The sequence below is a fragment of the Paraburkholderia eburnea genome, assembly GCF_002917095.1.
GTDB lineage: Bacteria > Pseudomonadota > Gammaproteobacteria > Burkholderiales > Burkholderiaceae > Paraburkholderia > Paraburkholderia eburnea.
Window position 1 is genome coordinate 23,810 of record NZ_PQGA01000013.1, and the last position, 16,073, is coordinate 39,882.

General features: G+C 65.0%; 14 protein-coding genes. 5 read left to right on the forward strand and 9 right to left on the reverse strand.

Features of this window, described 5'->3' with window-relative positions; translation table 11 throughout:
* Positions 1 to 73 precede the first annotated feature (73 nt).
* Positions 74 to 886, forward strand: coding sequence for a Crp/Fnr family transcriptional regulator (locus tag B0G62_RS21015; RefSeq protein WP_167401319.1), 813 nt, complete (start codon positions 74 to 76; stop codon positions 884 to 886).
* A 54-nt stretch (positions 887 to 940) separates the two neighbouring features.
* A complete protein-coding gene (locus B0G62_RS21020; RefSeq protein WP_103706142.1) occupies positions 941 to 1,486 on the forward strand; it encodes a glutathione peroxidase in 546 nt (181 codons plus the stop codon).
* Positions 1,487 to 1,509: 23 nt separating this feature from the next.
* Here B0G62_RS21020 and B0G62_RS21025 read toward each other — a convergent pair whose 3' ends face one another.
* From B0G62_RS21025 to B0G62_RS21035, 3 genes are all read right to left on the reverse strand, one after another.
* Positions 1,510 to 2,943, reverse strand: a complete 1,434-nt coding sequence (locus tag B0G62_RS21025) for an MFS transporter (protein ID WP_103706143.1) — start codon at positions 2,941 to 2,943, stop codon at positions 1,510 to 1,512.
* Positions 2,944 to 3,046: 103 nt separating this feature from the next.
* Positions 3,047 to 3,853: an alpha/beta hydrolase gene (locus B0G62_RS21030; protein ID WP_103706144.1), complete on the reverse strand. Its 807-nt coding sequence runs from the start codon at positions 3,851 to 3,853 to the stop codon at positions 3,047 to 3,049.
* 172 nt (positions 3,854 to 4,025) lie between these two features.
* Positions 4,026 to 4,559, reverse strand: coding sequence for a DUF6496 domain-containing protein (locus B0G62_RS21035; protein ID WP_103706145.1), 534 nt, complete (start codon positions 4,557 to 4,559; stop codon positions 4,026 to 4,028).
* Between the two features lie 172 nt (positions 4,560 to 4,731).
* Here B0G62_RS21035 and B0G62_RS21040 point away from each other — a divergent pair, with 172 nt between their 5' ends.
* Complete coding sequence (locus B0G62_RS21040; RefSeq protein ID WP_146055337.1) at positions 4,732 to 4,989, forward strand: DUF6723 family protein; 258 nt, start codon at positions 4,732 to 4,734, stop codon at positions 4,987 to 4,989.
* 87 nt (positions 4,990 to 5,076) lie between these two features.
* On the opposite strand, the gene B0G62_RS21045 is transcribed toward B0G62_RS21040, so the two are convergent.
* From B0G62_RS21045 to B0G62_RS21055, 3 genes are all read right to left on the reverse strand, one after another.
* Complete coding sequence (locus tag B0G62_RS21045; RefSeq protein ID WP_103706147.1) at positions 5,077 to 6,630, reverse strand: methyl-accepting chemotaxis protein; 1,554 nt, start codon at positions 6,628 to 6,630, stop codon at positions 5,077 to 5,079.
* Between the two features lie 383 nt (positions 6,631 to 7,013).
* Positions 7,014 to 8,150, reverse strand: coding sequence for a porin (locus B0G62_RS21050; RefSeq protein ID WP_103706148.1), 1,137 nt, complete (start codon positions 8,148 to 8,150; stop codon positions 7,014 to 7,016).
* A 284-nt stretch (positions 8,151 to 8,434) separates the two neighbouring features.
* Positions 8,435 to 10,003, reverse strand: coding sequence for an MFS transporter (locus tag B0G62_RS21055; RefSeq protein ID WP_103706260.1), 1,569 nt, complete (start codon positions 10,001 to 10,003; stop codon positions 8,435 to 8,437).
* Positions 10,004 to 10,155: 152 nt separating this feature from the next.
* Here B0G62_RS21055 and B0G62_RS21060 point away from each other — a divergent pair, with 152 nt between their 5' ends.
* Positions 10,156 to 11,091 carry a LysR family transcriptional regulator gene (locus B0G62_RS21060; protein WP_103706149.1) on the forward strand — a complete coding sequence of 312 codons (936 nt, stop codon included), beginning with the start codon at positions 10,156 to 10,158 and terminating at the stop codon, positions 11,089 to 11,091.
* A 40-nt stretch (positions 11,092 to 11,131) separates the two neighbouring features.
* Here B0G62_RS21060 and B0G62_RS21065 read toward each other — a convergent pair whose 3' ends face one another.
* Entirely contained in the window at positions 11,132 to 12,844 is a 1,713-nt protein-coding gene (locus tag B0G62_RS21065) for a tannase/feruloyl esterase family alpha/beta hydrolase (RefSeq protein WP_103706150.1), read from the reverse strand.
* A complete protein-coding gene (locus tag B0G62_RS21070; RefSeq protein ID WP_103706261.1) occupies positions 12,841 to 13,962 on the reverse strand; it encodes an OpgC domain-containing protein in 1,122 nt (373 codons plus the stop codon). Before B0G62_RS21070 ends, B0G62_RS21065 begins: the two co-directional genes overlap by 4 nt.
* A 405-nt stretch (positions 13,963 to 14,367) precedes the next feature.
* Between B0G62_RS21070 and B0G62_RS21075 the strand changes: the two genes are divergently transcribed.
* Positions 14,368 to 14,994, forward strand: a complete 627-nt coding sequence (locus tag B0G62_RS21075) for a hypothetical protein (RefSeq protein WP_103706151.1) — start codon at positions 14,368 to 14,370, stop codon at positions 14,992 to 14,994.
* Between the two features lie 37 nt (positions 14,995 to 15,031).
* Here B0G62_RS21075 and B0G62_RS21080 read toward each other — a convergent pair whose 3' ends face one another.
* Entirely contained in the window at positions 15,032 to 15,964 is a 933-nt protein-coding gene (locus B0G62_RS21080) for a 3-hydroxyacyl-CoA dehydrogenase family protein (RefSeq protein WP_103706152.1), read from the reverse strand.
* Positions 15,965 to 16,073: the final 109 nt, after the last annotated feature.

Here is a 16,073-nt window from a genome sequence, read left to right on the forward strand (position 1 = left end):
GCAAATCATGGTTTGGGCGAGCGGGGATCGGATGCTCAAATGGATCGAACACATCATCCCCGGAGAACGAATCATGGCCGCCATAGCCACGCTAGCGCAGCGGTTTGCCACGCCCGAGCGGCGCGCAGCGCAAGCGCCGCCAGCCTGTTCCGCGCACGACGCGCTGTTCCGGCGCACGCTCGACCCGCTCACGCGCCAGCGCGTCATCAGCGCCTTCCTCACGAATCCGAGCCTGCAGCACTGGTCGGCGGGCGCGGCGGCCACCCTCGTCGATGCGGGCTACGAGAAGACCTGGCTGCATGGCGAACTCGTGGTGCCGTATCAGGCCGACTGCAAGGAGATCCTGATCGTGCTGGCGGGCGCGCTGGAAGCGAGCTGGGTGAGCGCGTCGGGCGCGCGCGTGATCGGCGAGTACATCCAGCCCGATTCGGTCATCAACATCATTCCGGCGCTCGACCGGAAAGGCTCGCTGTGTGACATGTATGCGCGCGGCACGGTGCGGCTGTACCATATCCCGCGCGAGGTCATGCTCGACCTGTTCGAGCAGCAGCCTGCGTTGATGCGCGGTTTTTTCGAATTGATCTGCTCACGCAACCGCGAACTGAACAACCGCTTCCGCTTCTCGCGGCTCGCGGACTTCAGCGCGCGCGTGGCGGAACGGCTGCTCAATCTCGCCGAGCGTTACGGCAATCCCGTCGATGCGGGCGTGGAGATCGGCCTGAAGCTTTCGCAGGACGATCTTGCGGCGCTGCTCGGCGTGTCGCGGCAGAGCATCAACAAGGAATTGCGGGCGTTCGCCGATCGAGGCTGGATCGAGATCCGCTACGGGCAGATCACGATCGTCGACAGCGCGGCCTTGCTGATGGTGCGCGAGGCTTGCGAGTAAGCGACGCGAACGCCCGGACCCGATAACCCATTCGATCAGACAGAGGATGCAGACATGAGCACGATTTACGACATTCCCGTGAACGCCATCGACGGCGCGCCAACCACGCTGCGTCCCTACGCGGGCAAAGTGCTGCTGGTGGTGAACGTGGCGTCCAAATGCGGGCTGACGCCGCAATACGAAGGCCTCGAAGCGCTCTATGAAGGCAAGCGCGCCGAAGGTCTGGAAGTGCTGGCGTTTCCCGCCAACAACTTCAAGGGCCAGGAGCCGGGCAGCGATGCTGAAATCCAGGCCTTCTGCACCGGCACTTTCGGCGTGAAGTTTCCGCTGTTCTCGAAGATTTCCGTGGTCGGCGACGATCAGCATCCGCTCTATCGCTCGCTCACCCAGGCGCAGCCGCAAGCGGCCGGCGACGGCCCGTTCCGCGCGCGTCTCGAAGGTTATGGCATCCAGCCGAACGCCGCGCCGGACGTGCTGTGGAATTTCGAAAAATTCCTCGTGAGCCGCACGGGCGACGTGGTCGCGCGCTTCGCGCCCGATACGGCCGCTGACGATCCGAAGCTCGTCGCCGCCATCGACGCGGAACTGGCGAAGGCGTAAGCGCTTTTTTGAGCGTGGGCGGCTCAGGACGCCTGTTCCGACTTCTGCTTTTGCGTCACCAGCACCCGGCTGCCCGCATTCGCGGGCAGCATCATGCTATCGATCGTGGCCAGCAGCGCCACGCACGCGATCATCCAGAACGCCAGTTGAAAATCGCCCGGCGTGGCTTGCCCCGCCGGGGTGCCATGCCATTGTTCGGCCAGCGACAGCAGCAGCGCGCCGACGGCAATCCCCATCCCCGCATTCATCTGCTGCAATACCGAAAAGAGCGTCGTGGCGTCGCGCATCTGCGGCTGCGGCACATCGGCGAAACCGATCGTGTTGAGCGCGGTGAATTGCATCGAACGCGTCATGCCCGTGAAGAACAGCAGCGCGCACACGAGCCAATACGGCGTGGCCGCGCTCAATTGCGCGCAGGCCGCGAATCCGGCCGCGACGAGCAGACCGTTGACCAGCAGCACCGTGCGAAAGCCGAAGCGATGCATGATGCGCGTCGTGCCGGGCTTCATCGCCAGATTGCCCGCGAACAGCCAGAGCAGTAGCGAGCCCGCCTGCACCGCGCCATAGCCGAAGCCGATCTGGAACATCAGCGGCAGCAGGAACGGCGCGGTGCCGATGGCGGTACGAAAGAGCGAGCCGCCCAGCGCCGTCACGCGAAACGTGCGGATCGCGAAGGGCGCGAGGCCGAAGAGCGGCTGCGACGCGCGCCGCAGATGCCACACGCTCAGCGCGAGCAGCACGACGCCACTGATCAGGATGCCGAACGAAGCGGCGCGGGGCACATCGGCGCGACTGATCGCCTCGATGCCCGCCATGAAGAGGCCGAAGCCCAGACCGCTCAGCACGAAGCCGGGCGTGTCGAAACGTTGAGTCAGCAACGTGCCGTTGCGCACGAGCAGGCGCGCGGCCACGAACGCGACGACGCCCAGCGGTAGATTGAGCAGGAAGATCCAGTGCCAGCTCCAGTGCGTGCTGATCCAGCCGCCCACGGGCGGCCCGAGAATCGGCGCGACCAGCGCGGGCCAGGTGAGCAGGGCGATGGCGCGCACAATGCCTTCCTTGGGCGTCTCGCGCATCACGACGAGGCGGCCGACCGGCACCATCATGGCCCCGCCGATGCCTTGCACGATACGCGCGGCGGTGAAGCTCAAAAGCCCCTGGCTCAGCGCGCAGAGCAGCGACGCAAAGGTGAACACGGCGATGGCGAGGCTGAACACGCGACGCGCGCCGAAGCGGTCGGCGGCCCAGCCGCTCACGGGAATGAAAACCGTGAGCGCCACCAGATAGGCGGACACGCCCACCGAAAGATACGCGGGCGCGGTGCCGAAATCGCGCGCCATGGCGGGCAGCGAAGTCCCGATCACAGTGGCGTCGAGGTTCTCCATGAAGAACACGCCCGCGACGAGCAACGCGATCGCGAGGCGCCTGCGGGCGGCGAGTGGGGACGTGGCGTCCATGAAAAGTGGTCCGGTGCTGGGTTAAGGCAAGTCGCCTGGCGTGACTCGAATCTTGGACGAGAGCTTCGCGTGACGTGCGGCGCTCCGCGGCCCTATTCGCGCGCTAATCGGCTTTCAGCCAATGCATCACCTGTTGCCAGTCCGCCGACGTCATCGCCCCAAACCAGTCGTCGTGATCGGCGTTGCCCAGCATCATCAAATGCGCATTGTCATGCGCGTTGGCAAAGTGCTGCGCATGCACCACGGGAATCAGCGTGTCCCGTTGGGCGCCTACGATCACGAGCGGCCCCGTGTAACGGGCGACGGCGGCGACCGAATCGAAGCCGTCGTGCAGCAGCCAGCGTACCGGAAAGATCGGATACTTTTCCGCGGCGACCTCCGCGAGCGAATCCCACGGCGTAATCAGCGCGACCCCGGCAATCGAAGCCTCGTTGCCCTTCACGACCTGCGAAGCCATGCCCGCGCCCAGCGATTCGCCGACCAGATAAACCGGGCCGCCCCATTGCGCGAGCGTCGCTTCGAACGCCTCGCGCGACGCGGCGAGCGCGGCCTTCATCGTGCGCGCGCCCGGACGGTTGCCATGCCCCGGATATTCGACGATGACGGCGCGATAGCCCGCGCGCACGAAGAGATCGGCAAGCGGCAGCTTGGTTTCGGCGGATTCCTCGTTGCCGTGATAGACGATGAAGGTGCCGCGCGGCGCGTGGCCCGCAGGCGTCACGACATAGCCCGCGTATTGATCGTGTACATGCCATGCGTCGACGGTGTCGCCCATATGCGTGAGCGAGCGCAGATCGGGGGCATCGGGCGTGGACGGCAGCAGCAGGCGGTCCTGCATCAGAAACAGCACCAGCGCCGCAATCAACCAGGCGGCGACTGCAAAGCGTAAGCCATAGGAAAGCAGCCGCATGCTGGATCTCGCGCGTTCGTATTCGTGAAGGGACCGCGCCAGTATAAGGAGAATCGTTTCTCTACCGTGATAGCAGGGCCTACTTACGGTACATTGCGCTTCCATCGCGGCGATGCACCGTCAACGCGGAAATTTCCAGGCGACGCGGCGCTCGCGAACGCCGCATCGCCGGTCAACGCGCCTGGCGATGACCCTGGGCCGCGCGTGCGGCGCGCGTCTTCGCGGCCTTCTTTGCCGCGGCGGATCGTCCGGCAGCACCCTTGGTCTGTGCGGCCTTCTTTGCCGCAGCCGAGCGACTCGCGGCCGGGCGCCGCGCAGCGGCACTCTTTGCCTGCTTCGCCAAGGCCTCCGGCGAAACGCCAGCCGAGCTTTCGCGCTTGAGTGCCGCCGTCGTTGCACGCGAGCGCTTTGCTTGCGATTCAGAACTGGTCGCGCGCTTTTTGCCTTGGCCGGCGGCGCTGTCTCGCGCGGCCTTCTTGCGGGTCGCCTCGCTGGTCTTGCCCTTCGCGGGCGCTTTCACCGCGACGCCGGCGCGGCGCGCTTCGGATAGTCCGATTGCAATCGCCTGTTTCGTCGAGCGCACGCCGTGCTTGCCCGCGCGTACGCGCTCGATTTCTTCCTTAACGAATTCGCCGGCCTGGGTGCTCGCCGATTTTCCCGCGTGCTTGTCGGCGCGTGCGCGTGCGAGGGTCTTTTTTTCGGGCATGATCGCTCTCCTGTTGAAGTTGACAGCCCGATAGCGCAACGCGCGTACCTTCTCGGCGAAAGTGCCGATTCGTCTGACCGCGTGGCGAAACGCGTATCGGCATGACGATTGCTCTTTATGTTGGCAGGCATTCCCTTTAGCGCTTGCGCTTCACACTCCTGGTCGACGGGACATGGAAAAATCAACTGCGATGTCAGCCGGCCGCTTCCGGCCCGAGGATTACGACGTGGTGTGCGGGCAGAAGGTCAACGCGCTCGGCCGATATATCGGCTATCTACGTATTCGCAGGAAGCCCGACGGCAAGCTCATCTATCCGTTCGACGGGTGCCAGGTGCCGGGGCCGTTTGCGACCGGCGAGGAAGCGCGCCGCGCGGCCTGCGAGATGGCCGAGGAACTGGTGCGGCTTGATATCGCGAGTCCGGAAGCGTAAGCGCGCCGTGGCCGGCACAGCCCCGCGCGCGACCCGATCGTGTAGCACTGTTTCTTCGAACAAGGTGGTTCTAGACGCAGCCCTGTCTCACACCATCGCCCCGTCAACCTTGAACGCCACCACCAGCGTATTCAGTGAATGCGCATGATCGGCGAGCGAAGAGGCGGCCGCCGCGCTTTGCTCGACGAGCGCGGCGTTCTGCTGCGTCACCTCATCCATCTGCGTGACCGCGAGACCGACCTGTTCGATGCCGTCGCTTTGCTCGCGCGAGGCCGACGCGATTTCATGAATCAGCGTGGCCACGCGTGTCGTCGAAGTCTGGATCGCTTCCATCGCGCCGCTTGCCTCGGTAACGAGCGTCGCGGCATTGGCGACGCGTCCCGTCGAACCCGCGATCAGCGTGCCAATCTCCCTGGCGGCGGCCGAGGCGCGCTGCGCGAGGCCGCGCACTTCCCCCGCGACCACCGCGAATCCGCGTCCTTCCTCACCGGCGCGCGCGGCTTCGACCGCCGCATTGAGCGCGAGAATATTAGTCTGGAATGCGATGCTTTCGATCGTGCCGATGATGTCGGTCATCTTCGACGAACTGGCATGAATTTCATGCATGGTTTGCTCCATGCGCGTAACGGCGTCGCGGCCGCGCCCGGCCACGTCGGCGGCGCCCAGCGCGAGGTCGCGCGCCTGCTGCGCATTGAGCGCGTTGGCCTGCACCGTGCCGATCAGTTCCTGCATCGCCGAAGCCGTCTGCGCGAGCGACGACGCCTGTTCCTCGGTGCGCTGTGACAGATCGAGATTGCCGCTTGCGATCTGCTGCGTAGCCGTCGCCATGGCATTCGCGCCTGCGCGCACCTGCTCCATCGTTTCGCGCAGGCGCGTCTGCATCGCCGCGAGGCCAACCAGCAGCGCGCCCATTTCGTCGTTGCGATGCGCCGTCACGCGCCTCGTCAGGTCGCCGGCGGCGATGGCCTCGAAATGCGCCATCGCCGCGCGCAGCGGAACCATGACGGCGCGACGCAAGTCACGCCAGCTCAGGAACGCGATCAGCAACGCCAGCACGATGCTCGCGCCGCAGATCACGCCGAGCGTGTGAAAGCGCGCGTCCGAATCGGCATCGGCCTGGTGCGCGGCATTGTCGAGATAGTGCTCAAGCGCGCCCTGGCTCGCGTTCATCGCCGTATAGAGGCCGATCAGTTCGGCGGCGCGGCGCTCGTCCATCCAGGCCGTGTCGCCGCCGCGGATCGCGGCGATCAGGCGATCGATTGCGTCGCGGCGCACGGCGGTGCGTTTGGCGTCGAGGTCGTCGGTGAGCGTTTGCAGTTCGGGCGTCTTGGGCAGCGCGCGGAACTGCTGCCACCAGCGGTCAGAATCCGCGAGCAGCGCTTGCGCGCGGTCGAGTTGCGGGCCGAGTTGCGGCGAATGCGGGTTGGCCATCGCCCAGTCCAGACCGAAGCGGGCGCGCGACATCGCCGTGCCCGATTTGCCGAGCGCCACCGCCGAGGCGAAATGCACCGCATACGCGTCGTGTTGCGCGCGATTGGTCATCTCCATGCCGAACAGGCTCACGACGCCCATTGCGATGACCAACGCCCCGAGCGTCACCACCGTCAGCGCGAGGCGCAGATTGATCGTCAAACTTTTCATTATTGTTCCATATGCGAAACTACGCACCGTATATGGAAAGTATAACGGCAGGTTCGGGTGGGAAATTAATCGTGTTGCGGTGGGTGTTTACCCTCGATATGTGCAGATGGCGATCGCCGGTACGAATCCGCGACCTACGGCCTTCGAAAGACGAGGCCAGTCAAGGCCCGAGGCGATGCAAGAAAAAAGCCCGTCCTGAAAGGACGGGCGCAAAGGACGTAGTGTGCGATATGTTTTCGTATCGCTATTCGATAGCGATCCTGACTATATCCCGCACTCCATCCGGAGAAGAAAGACTCACATCGCAAGGGAAACGGCGGCGGCTTCGCGCGGAAACCGGCGCCGCTTCCCTCTTGCCGCTTTACTTCAGCGTTACTGCAGAATCAGAAGCGCGTCAGCATGCCCACGGCGCCCATGACCTGATTGCCCGTCGAAGAAGCGCCGCCCGAGTTATACATGTTCGCGACGTTCTTGTTGCCGGTCGCGTGTTCGTACATCGCTTCTGCGTAGACTTCGGTGCGCTTGGACAGCGAGTAGCGCGCGATGGCGTTCACCTGGCTCCACTTCGGATCGGCGCCATACGAGGTCGCGCCGTTCAGATGCGCGTCGGTGTACGTGTACGACAGGCCGGCCTTGAGGGCGGGCGTGAAGTTGTACATGCCGTTGACTTCATAGTTGTCGAAACGCACCGAGCCGTTGCTCAGGCCGAAGGCGCTGGTGCCCTGGTACTGGCTGTGCGAATAGACAAAGCCCACGACAGCCGGGCCGAACGCGTAGTTCAGGCCGGCAGCGGCGGTGCGCTGCACGTCGGACGTGAGGCTGCCCTTCACTTCGGTCTGGTCGACCGCACCCGTGGTGTTGGTGAACGCGGTGCCCGTCTTCGATCCCGAGCCGTTGGTCTGCAGATAGCCGGCAGCCGCCGTCAACGGACCGTAGGTGTAGCTCGCGGCCGCGCTGTATGCGCGGCTTACGGCGAATTCGGTGCTGTTGCTGAATGCGTACATGCCGCCGAACTTGAAGCCGCCGTAGTTCAGGCTCGTGTACTTGACCGAGTTGTTGAAGCGCACGCTATGCTGAAGGTTGTCATTGTCGTACGGGTGCGCGAAACCCGAGTCGCCGAAGGTGCCCGCCGTGGCCGACAGCGGCGCGACGAAGTCGACCACGTCGTCGTACTGGCGGCCCATCGTCAGCGTGCCCAAGGCGTTGCTGCTCAGGCCCACATAGGCTTGACGGCCGAACATGCGGCTGCTTTGGCCCAGCGTACCGTTGGCGACGCTAAAGCCGTTTTCGAGCACGAAGACGGCTTTCAGGCCACCGCCGAGGTCTTCGGCGCCCTTGAGGCCGAAGCGGCTGCCGCTGATGTTGCCGCTCGCGAGTGCGACGCGGCCGCTACCGCCGACGTTGTTCGTATAGGCGATGCCGGCATCGACGAGGCCGTACAAGGTGACCGAGCTTTGAGCGTGTGCGGATGCAGCGGCAAACAGGCTCAGGCATGCCGCGGCGATCGAGATTTTTTTCACTGTGAGACTCCAGTTCTATAGGTACGCTGGGTTGAGACGACGGCGAGTATAGAAAAGGACGTTCACGAAAATGCGCTGCGGCTCGCGCACGGACTCTTCCTGAATATGGAAGAATCAATTCAAAAAAATGACATAAATTGCGCAAAGGCAGGTGTAATAACGCTCGTGAGGTTGTGTGCCGTCGCGAGCGTGTGGTTTGGTGTTTCCGTGAGTCGCGTATGTGCAACATCGCGACCTGGAATAATCGGCCGTCGAACCCGGCACGAATCCAGGCGCAAAATAGATCAAGCCTGCGCTTGCTTCGAGCGGAAAATGCAAAAACTCAATACCGCCAGCACGCTCACCGCTGTCCCGCCATAGAGCATGAGCACGCCAAAGCCGTGAATGAGCGCAGCCCGGCTGATCGCTTCGAAATGCGCCGCGCCCATGGTGGCTGCGCTCGTGAATGGCGCCGCAACGGGCGGCACCAGATCCCCCGCGGCGACACGGCTCGCCAGCGCGTTCCACGATACGTCGGCGGAATGTACGCCCAGCGCCGCTTGCAGCCGCATCGAAACGGCTTCAACCAGCAAAAAGCCCATCAATGCGATGTTGATGGCGAGCGTGATCATGCGTGCGCTCATGTCGATTCCGGAGGCCATCCCGGCGCGCGCGGCGCAGACCGATCCCGTCGTCGTGTTCGTGACCGGCGTATTGGTCAGACCCAGACCGGCGCCCGCGAGCAGGCATCCGGGCAGCACGGGCAGTGCGCCTGCATGGCCGCTGCGGCTGCCGGCCCACATCAGAAAGAAGCCCAGCCCGATCGTGAGCAGCCCGGCCGGAATAACGAAAGCGGGCTGATAACGCAGCGCGAGCCGTTCGCCGATCGGCGGAAAGACGAGCGTAGGCAGCGTATAGGCGAGCAACGAAAGCCCCGCGGCCACCGGCCCTTCGCCGAGCGCACGCTGAAAATAAATCGGCAGATAGATGATGAAGGCCCAGAAGCTGAAGTTCATCCCCACCGACCCCAGCAAAGCGCCCGAAAAGTTGCGCACCCGGAACACCGAGAAGTCGAACATCGGATGCGCGATGCGCGTTTCCATGGCGTAGAAAACAGCGAGGCTCGCCGCACTGGCGCCCAGTATGGCCAGGCCCGATGCGCTCGTAAAACCGCCATCGGCGCCTTGCGTGATGAACCAGACGAAGCCGAATATCGCCGCCGACAACGTCGCCATGCCCCACACGTCCAGGCGCCGCGCCTGCGGGTCGCGCGATTCCTGCACGCCGGCGACTGCCAGCGCGAGCGTCGCCACGGCGAGGCCGACGTGAATCCAGAACACCCATTTCCAGTTGGCGAGCGCGACGATCGCACCGCCCACGATCGGCCCGAAACCCAGTCCAATGCCGAGCACGATGCCCCATGCGCTGAACGCCCGCGCCCGTTGCGCGCCTTGCGGGAACTGATGCGAGAGCACGGCCACCAGGCAGATGAGCATGGCGCCGCCGCTCGCGCCCTGCAACACGCGGCTCGCGATCAGCACGGCTGAGTTCCACGCCAGACCGCACAACAACGATGCGATACCGAACAACACAATCGCGCCGATGAAGATCCGCTTGCGGCCGAACCGGTCCGCGAGCGTGCCCGTCGCCATGAGCACCGTCGTGCAGGCGATGGTGTAGGCGTTCATGATCCATTGGATCTGCCCGAAATCGCCGTGCAGCACGACTTCGAGTGTGGGCAGAATCACGGGCACGCTGGAAATTTCCAGCGCGAACATCATCGCCGCGAGACAGACGGCGATCAACGCAAGGGTGTTCCGTTGCGTGCGCAACGGTATGGGCGATGTAGAGACGGCGGCTTCACTGACCTGCATGACTGACTCCAGAAAGTGGGCGTGACGCCGCTGCGCAAGCAGGCCGTGCATCACCGGATATTCCTGAGCAGTTTAGAGGAATATAATTCCCCTATTGACGCGTTAAATTCCCATATTAGGTTCCCATGAAGAACCAATAGCCGGAGCAGGCAATGAAGGACAACCTCGACGGTGTAGCGACTTTTGTGCAGGTGGTGGAGGCGGGCAGCTTCGCGCTGGCGGCCGAGCGCATGAACCTCACCCGCTCGGCGGTCGGCAAGGCCATCAGCCGGCTCGAAGCCCGCCTGGGCGCGCGTCTGCTCCACCGCAGCACGCGCAGCCAGTCGCTCACGGCCGAAGGGCAGTCGTACTACGAGGGCTGCGTACGGGCGCTGGCCGAACTCGATAACGCAGAGGCCGCGCTCGACCATAGCGGCATCGAGCCGAGCGGCCGCCTGCGCGTGAGCGTGCCGGAGGCCTTCGGGCACCTGTGCGTCGCGCCGGTGCTGCTCGACCTCGCGCGGCAATATCCGCAACTCCAGATCGACCTGTCCTTCACCGACCGCGTGACCGATCTCCTCGAAGAAGGCATCGATCTGGCCGTGCGTATCGGCGAGTTGCGCGACAGCACGACGCTGGCGGCGCGGCACCTTGGTACGCAGCATGTGGTGATCGGCGCATCGCCCGCGTATCTCGCGCGGCACGGCACGCCCGCGAGTCTCGACGATCTCGCGGATCACGTCGGCATCGCGTATTCGTGCGGCGGCAATGTGGCGCCGTGGTGGGGCGCATTAGGCGCATTAGGCGCGGCAGGCGGTGATGAACGCGATGGCGCGGTGAAACCCGTGCCGATCCGTTCGCAGATCAGCATGGACGATATTCAGGCGATTGCCGCGGCGGCGATCGACGGCTACGGCCTGGCGTGGCTGCCGTGCTGGTTGCTCACGCGTTTCGCGCAGAGCGGGGCGCTGGTGCCGGTGCTCGACAGCTACCGCGTGCGTTCGCAGGAGATTTACGCGGTATGGCCGAAAGAACGTCATCTGCGCGCCAAGACGCGTGTTGCGATCGACGCCTTGAAAGCGCGCATTCCCGCGATGATCGGCGAGTAGCGCGCGGCGCTCAGTGCCTGGCCCGTTCGTGATCCGTTGCTCACGGCATCACGCATTCAAAGCTGCTGGCGCGATTGAGATTGCCGTGGCCCGCATAGCGCGCAAACGCGGGATAGCGGCACAGCGGGCGCGTGCGGCCGTTGCTTGGCTGCGCGATATCGGTGGCGAGCAGGGTTTGCGGCGCGACACCGTGCGAGACCCAGCCATCGAGCGCGCCCAGCAAGTCCACCGAAGGGATGAACACGCCGTTGCCGTGCTGGAAGCCCGGCACCATGTAAAGACGCATGAAGTCCGCCACGCGCTCTTCGCCGTAACGCGCGATCAGGCCGTTGTAATAGGCGATGGTCTGGTTCGGGCTGATGACTTCGTCGGCGAGACCTTGCAGCGTGATGAGCTTGCCGCCGCGCGCGAGATAGCGCGAGATATCCGGATTCATCGCGCCGATCGTCGCGGACAGCGTATAGAGGCGCTGCTGGTAGCGGCCCGGCTGCATCACGTCGAAGTTGCCCGCATCGAACGTCGGGTCGTGCGTGACGAAGTATTTGATGTACGCGTCGCCTTGCGCGAACAGATAGCCACTGGCGACGAAAGTGGGCTGCGGCAGGCGCTCCGGTGAATGCGCGAGGCCTAGCATACTGGTGAAGCGCACGCCCTGGAAGACGTTGTAGCCGCGATAGCGATCCGCGTTCCAGGCGAGCGCGTAGGGCAGACGCAGGCCATCGCGCAAGCGCTTGAGCGTCGCGAGTTGCGCGGGCGTGAGGCATTCGTCGGAGCCGGAGACGGCGCCCGCTTCCTGCGCCGCGCAACGCAGCGATTCGATGATATCGGCTTCTTTCGTGCGGCAGCCTTCGACGTTGCTGATGATGCCGTCGGCGGCGCCGTCGAGCGTGTCGCAAACCTGCATGGTGCGTTCGTACACATGCTCCAGCAATTGCGGCGGCAGATAGCCGCCCGGCGCGCGGTATTCGCTCTGGCCCACCATCACGCCCAGCAGCCGCACGCCCGAGAAGTTCAGCGCGGGCGCGTTGGCGATCACGCCGTCGTAATCGTCGGGATAGCGCTGGATGACCGTGTAGCCCTCGCGCCCGCCGGTCGAGCCGCCCGCAAAATACATGTGCTCGGGCGCGCGGCCGTAGCCTTGCTCGATCAGCGCGAGCGCGACGTCGTGCACTTTCTTCAGATGCAGATAGCCGAAGTTGGTCACGGCCTCGTCGAGCAGGCCGAAATTCGCCTGCGAGGAATCGCCGTGGTGCCCCGAGTCGTCGCCGAAGGTGGCGTAGCCGCGCGCGAGCGGGGCGCGGTCGGGCGAGAACGGCGTCGGCCCGGTGCCCGTGACGACGACGCCGTTATAGCCGCCGCCGCCGAATTGCACCGCGCGCCCATTCCAGCGCCCCGGCAGGTTCAGCTCGAAATGGATGTCCGGCGTGCCGGCGGTTTGCGGGCGAATCACGCCGGTGAGGCGGCAAAAGTCGCCGTCGAGGTTGCCGGTGGCCGTTGCGGCGATCATCGCGGCGCTCTGCACGAGCGCGCCGCCGGTGGGGGCGTCGATGTCGCTTGCAGGCAGCAGCAAGCCCGCGAGATCGGCGCAATGCAGGGGCAGCGCGGGGGCGCGCTGCGCGTGGGCCGGCGCGCTCGCGGCGAGCGCGTAAAGGAACGCGCAAGGGAACGCATAAGGGAACGCGAACGGAACCGTGAGCGCGAACGCCACCCGGCGGGCCACTCTCCAGCATAGGTAGCGCCGCGCGACGCTCATCCGCACCCAGCGCCGTTGACGGTGGCGCGCGCTTTTTGTCGCGCTTTTTGTCGATCCATCACGCCGCGCCAGGCGCGCGCGAGCATGAGCGTCGCGCCGATCGCCACGGCGTCGCCGGCCAGCGCGGCAGCGAAGGCCGCAGCGCCGTGCAGCGCGTGCGGCGTCGCGGTATCGACGGCAACCGAAATGAGCGTGCCGCCGACGAAGCACACCAGCCCCGTGCGGCCCACCGTCACCACGGAGGGCAGACGCGCGGCCAGGCGCGCGACGGTGCCGCGATGCACGAAATACGCGGCCACCATCGCGATCGCGATGAAGTTGACGACGCGGGCAAACGCCAGATGCTGTTTCATGGCTCCAGGCAAAGGTTGAGTCAGGACCAGCAGTTTTACCGCTGCGAATGCCGCCGCGGCTGCGAACGCGAAACGAGCCAGCCAGTTCGCGGCCTGCGATGCCTTGAAATCGGCGGGCAGCGGGTGCAGCCTGCACAGCATGCCGAACACGAACATCAGTTGCCATGCGAACGGATTGAACGACCAGTCGGCAACATGCCCCGCGCTCAAGATCCCGGCGAGCTGGGGCGCGACGACCCAGATCAGCAGGCTGACGGCCAGCGTCGGTAGCGGCGCACGGCGCGCGAGCGGCACGGCGGCGGGCACGCATAACGCAAATATGACATACATCGGCAAGACGCTCGACAGATAAGGCTGGCGCGCGAGCATGAGAATATGCAGGGTTTCGCGCATCGGGTGCGAGGCGAACGGCGCCCAGCCGCTCAGATCGGCGGCGAGCGGATTCAGATGGAGCACGGCAAGCAGCGCGCCCGACAGCAGCGTGAGCACGGCGGTCAGCAGATACGCGCGATAGATTTCCCAGCTACGCCGCAAAAAGCGCGTCTTCGCGGCGTTGACGCCGCGATGCGCGTGTACGGCCATATACGCGGCCGCCGACGCATAGCCGCCGAGAAAAACGAAGACCTCGGCGGAATCGCACAAGGCATACGCATGCAGCATCACATGCGAGAGCGCGCTGCCCGGAATGTGATCGAGCACGATCACGATCAGCACGATCCCGCGGAAAAAATCGACTTCGATGGAACGCCCCTGACCCGCTTGCATATGTCCCTCGCTTGCGTGCGGATCGCACGCGGCAGCACGCGCGATCGTTCGATGAAAGGTATCGAAGGCGCCGTGACAGGTGTGCTCGCACATCCTCCTCACCGCGAATCTTCGGCACGCCGCTCATGCGGCTAGGAGCGAATCGGACAATGAATGTTCCCCGCGAAATGCCCAGATGACCGGCGAGTCATGTCGATGCCAGTGACGCGCCAGATTCAGGCTCAGCCGTGAAATCGCCATGACCCTTGAGCGTCTGGGCGGGCCTGTTCATGCCCTGGGCGCGCAGCCGCGCCCCCCATTCCCGGCCGTCGCTACACACGTAAGCTATGATCCCGCTGCGGGTCGGAGCGTTCTGGACGCGCGCTATATCAACCCGAACTGGACACTCACACGGCGAAAACGGCGATGGGCAGCTTACGTTTGCATCTCTGGTCGATCCTGGGCACGGTCGCGATCTACCTGTTGACGCTCTGGGTCGACGAACGGCTTTTCCTTCACAGCGGCTTTCCGCGTTTCGTCGAATGGATTTATCTTCCCACCGGCATTCGCCTGCTGAGCACGCTGTTATTGGGCATGGACGGTGCGATCGGGCTGCTGGTCGCGGCCCTGCTGGTGGACTTCTTCCATTACTTTCCCCACGATCCGGTGCGCGCGATCGCGGGCGCGATCATCAGTTCGGTGGGGCCGTATGGCGTTTATCGCCTGGCGCTTGAGCGTTATGGCCTCAAGGCGTCGCTCGCGAATCTCACGGCGCGGCGCCTGCTCGTGCTGGCGTTCGCCGTCGCTTTCACGAATGCCACCTTGCATCACATCTGGTTCGCGCTGACGGGTTCGACGTCGAATCTGCTCCAGAGCTACAGCATGATGTTCGGCGGCGATCTGCTCGGCGCGCTGATCCTGCTTTATATCGTCAAGGGGCTGCTCACGCTGTTGCCCGCGCGGCCGGGCCATACGCGCATGACCGACGGCATGTTTCGCGTCCGGCTGGCGCTCGATAGCGCCTACAACAACCAGTTGCGCCTGCGCGCGTGAGCGTGTCAGGCATCGTCAACGCGCCGTAGGCGCACTATCAACCGCCCGCAATCAACTTGCGCCGCGCCGCCTTTACCTGCGCAAGATGCGCTTCGTCCCACTCGTAGAACCCCGCGCCGGTGCGCACGCCAACGCGCCCGGCATTCACCTGCTCGCGCAGCAGATCGATCACGTCTTCGTCCTTCGCGAGCTCGGGCATCAGATGCGATGAGATATCGACGAAGGTGTCCAGTCCGCCCATATCGGCGCTTTCGAGCGGCCCGACGATACTCCAGCGGCGGCCCAGCGACGCCTTCATCACGCGATCGACCACCTCGGGACTGGCGGCGCCCGAGCGCACGATATTGAGCGCTTCGCGCAGCACCGCGAATTGCAGACGGTTGCCCACGAACCCCGGAATCGCCTTCGCGAGCACGACCGGTTCCATGCCGATTTCGCGCATCAGCGCTTCGGTGCGCGCCGTGACCGCGGGCGCGGTGGCGCTGCCCGGCACCACCTCGACGAGCGGAATCATGTGCGGCGGGTTCCAGAAGTGCGCGATCACGAAGCGTTCGGGCGCACGCAATGCGTGCGCGAGGCGCTCGGGCTCGAAACCGCTCGTGTTGCTCGCGAGGATCGCATCCGGCGCGAGCACGGCGTCGAGTTGCGCGTAAAGCCGATGCTTGAGGTCGAGCACTTCGGGCACGGCCTCGAAGACGAACTGCGCCTGGGCCATGACGTCGAGTTGCGCGCTCGTTTCGATGCGCGCGAGCGCGGCCTCGCGCGCGGCCGCGTCGATGCGCCCGGCGTCGATCAGTTCGTCGAGCACGGCCCGCGCCTTTGCGGCCACGCTGGCCAGGCGCGCGGCATCGACGTCATGGACGATCGTGCGCAGGCCGTGCAGCGCGCATTGCGTCGCGATCCCCACGCCCATCAGCCCGGTGCCGATCACGCCGGCTACTGTCACTTTGCTGTCGATGCTGCTGTCCATGCGACCTCCCTGATTGCGCGATCAAGACATAAGCGAGCCGCAAGCATAGCGTTTGTCGCCGCGTTGCTGAACTGGCGCGTGCAGAAGCCGTTCTGCAAACATGCGGGCG

Bases quoted from the DNA above. Each gene is read 5' to 3' on its own strand.
- B0G62_RS21015 (WP_167401319.1), top strand. From the start codon at position 74: ATGGCCGCCATAGCCACGCTAGCGCAGCGGTTTGCCACGCCCGAGCGG.
- B0G62_RS21020 (WP_103706142.1), top strand. From the start codon at position 941: ATGAGCACGATTTACGACATTCCCGTGAACGCCATCGACGGCGCGCCA.
- B0G62_RS21025 (WP_103706143.1), bottom strand. From the start codon at position 2,943: ATGGACGCCACGTCCCCACTCGCCGCCCGCAGGCGCCTCGCGATCGCG.
- B0G62_RS21030 (WP_103706144.1), bottom strand. From the start codon at position 3,853: ATGCGGCTGCTTTCCTATGGCTTACGCTTTGCAGTCGCCGCCTGGTTG.
- B0G62_RS21035 (WP_103706145.1), bottom strand. From the start codon at position 4,559: ATGCCCGAAAAAAAGACCCTCGCACGCGCACGCGCCGACAAGCACGCG.
- B0G62_RS21040 (WP_146055337.1), top strand. From the start codon at position 4,732: ATGGAAAAATCAACTGCGATGTCAGCCGGCCGCTTCCGGCCCGAGGAT.
- B0G62_RS21045 (WP_103706147.1), bottom strand. From the start codon at position 6,630: ATGAAAAGTTTGACGATCAATCTGCGCCTCGCGCTGACGGTGGTGACG.
- B0G62_RS21055 (WP_103706260.1), bottom strand. From the start codon at position 10,003: ATGCAGGTCAGTGAAGCCGCCGTCTCTACATCGCCCATACCGTTGCGC.
- B0G62_RS21060 (WP_103706149.1), top strand. From the start codon at position 10,156: ATGAAGGACAACCTCGACGGTGTAGCGACTTTTGTGCAGGTGGTGGAG.
- B0G62_RS21065 (WP_103706150.1), bottom strand. From the start codon at position 12,844: ATGAGCGTCGCGCGGCGCTACCTATGCTGGAGAGTGGCCCGCCGGGTG.
- B0G62_RS21070 (WP_103706261.1), bottom strand. From the start codon at position 13,962: ATGCAAGCGGGTCAGGGGCGTTCCATCGAAGTCGATTTTTTCCGCGGG.
- B0G62_RS21075 (WP_103706151.1), top strand. From the start codon at position 14,368: ATGGGCAGCTTACGTTTGCATCTCTGGTCGATCCTGGGCACGGTCGCG.
- B0G62_RS21080 (WP_103706152.1), bottom strand. From the start codon at position 15,964: ATGGACAGCAGCATCGACAGCAAAGTGACAGTAGCCGGCGTGATCGGC.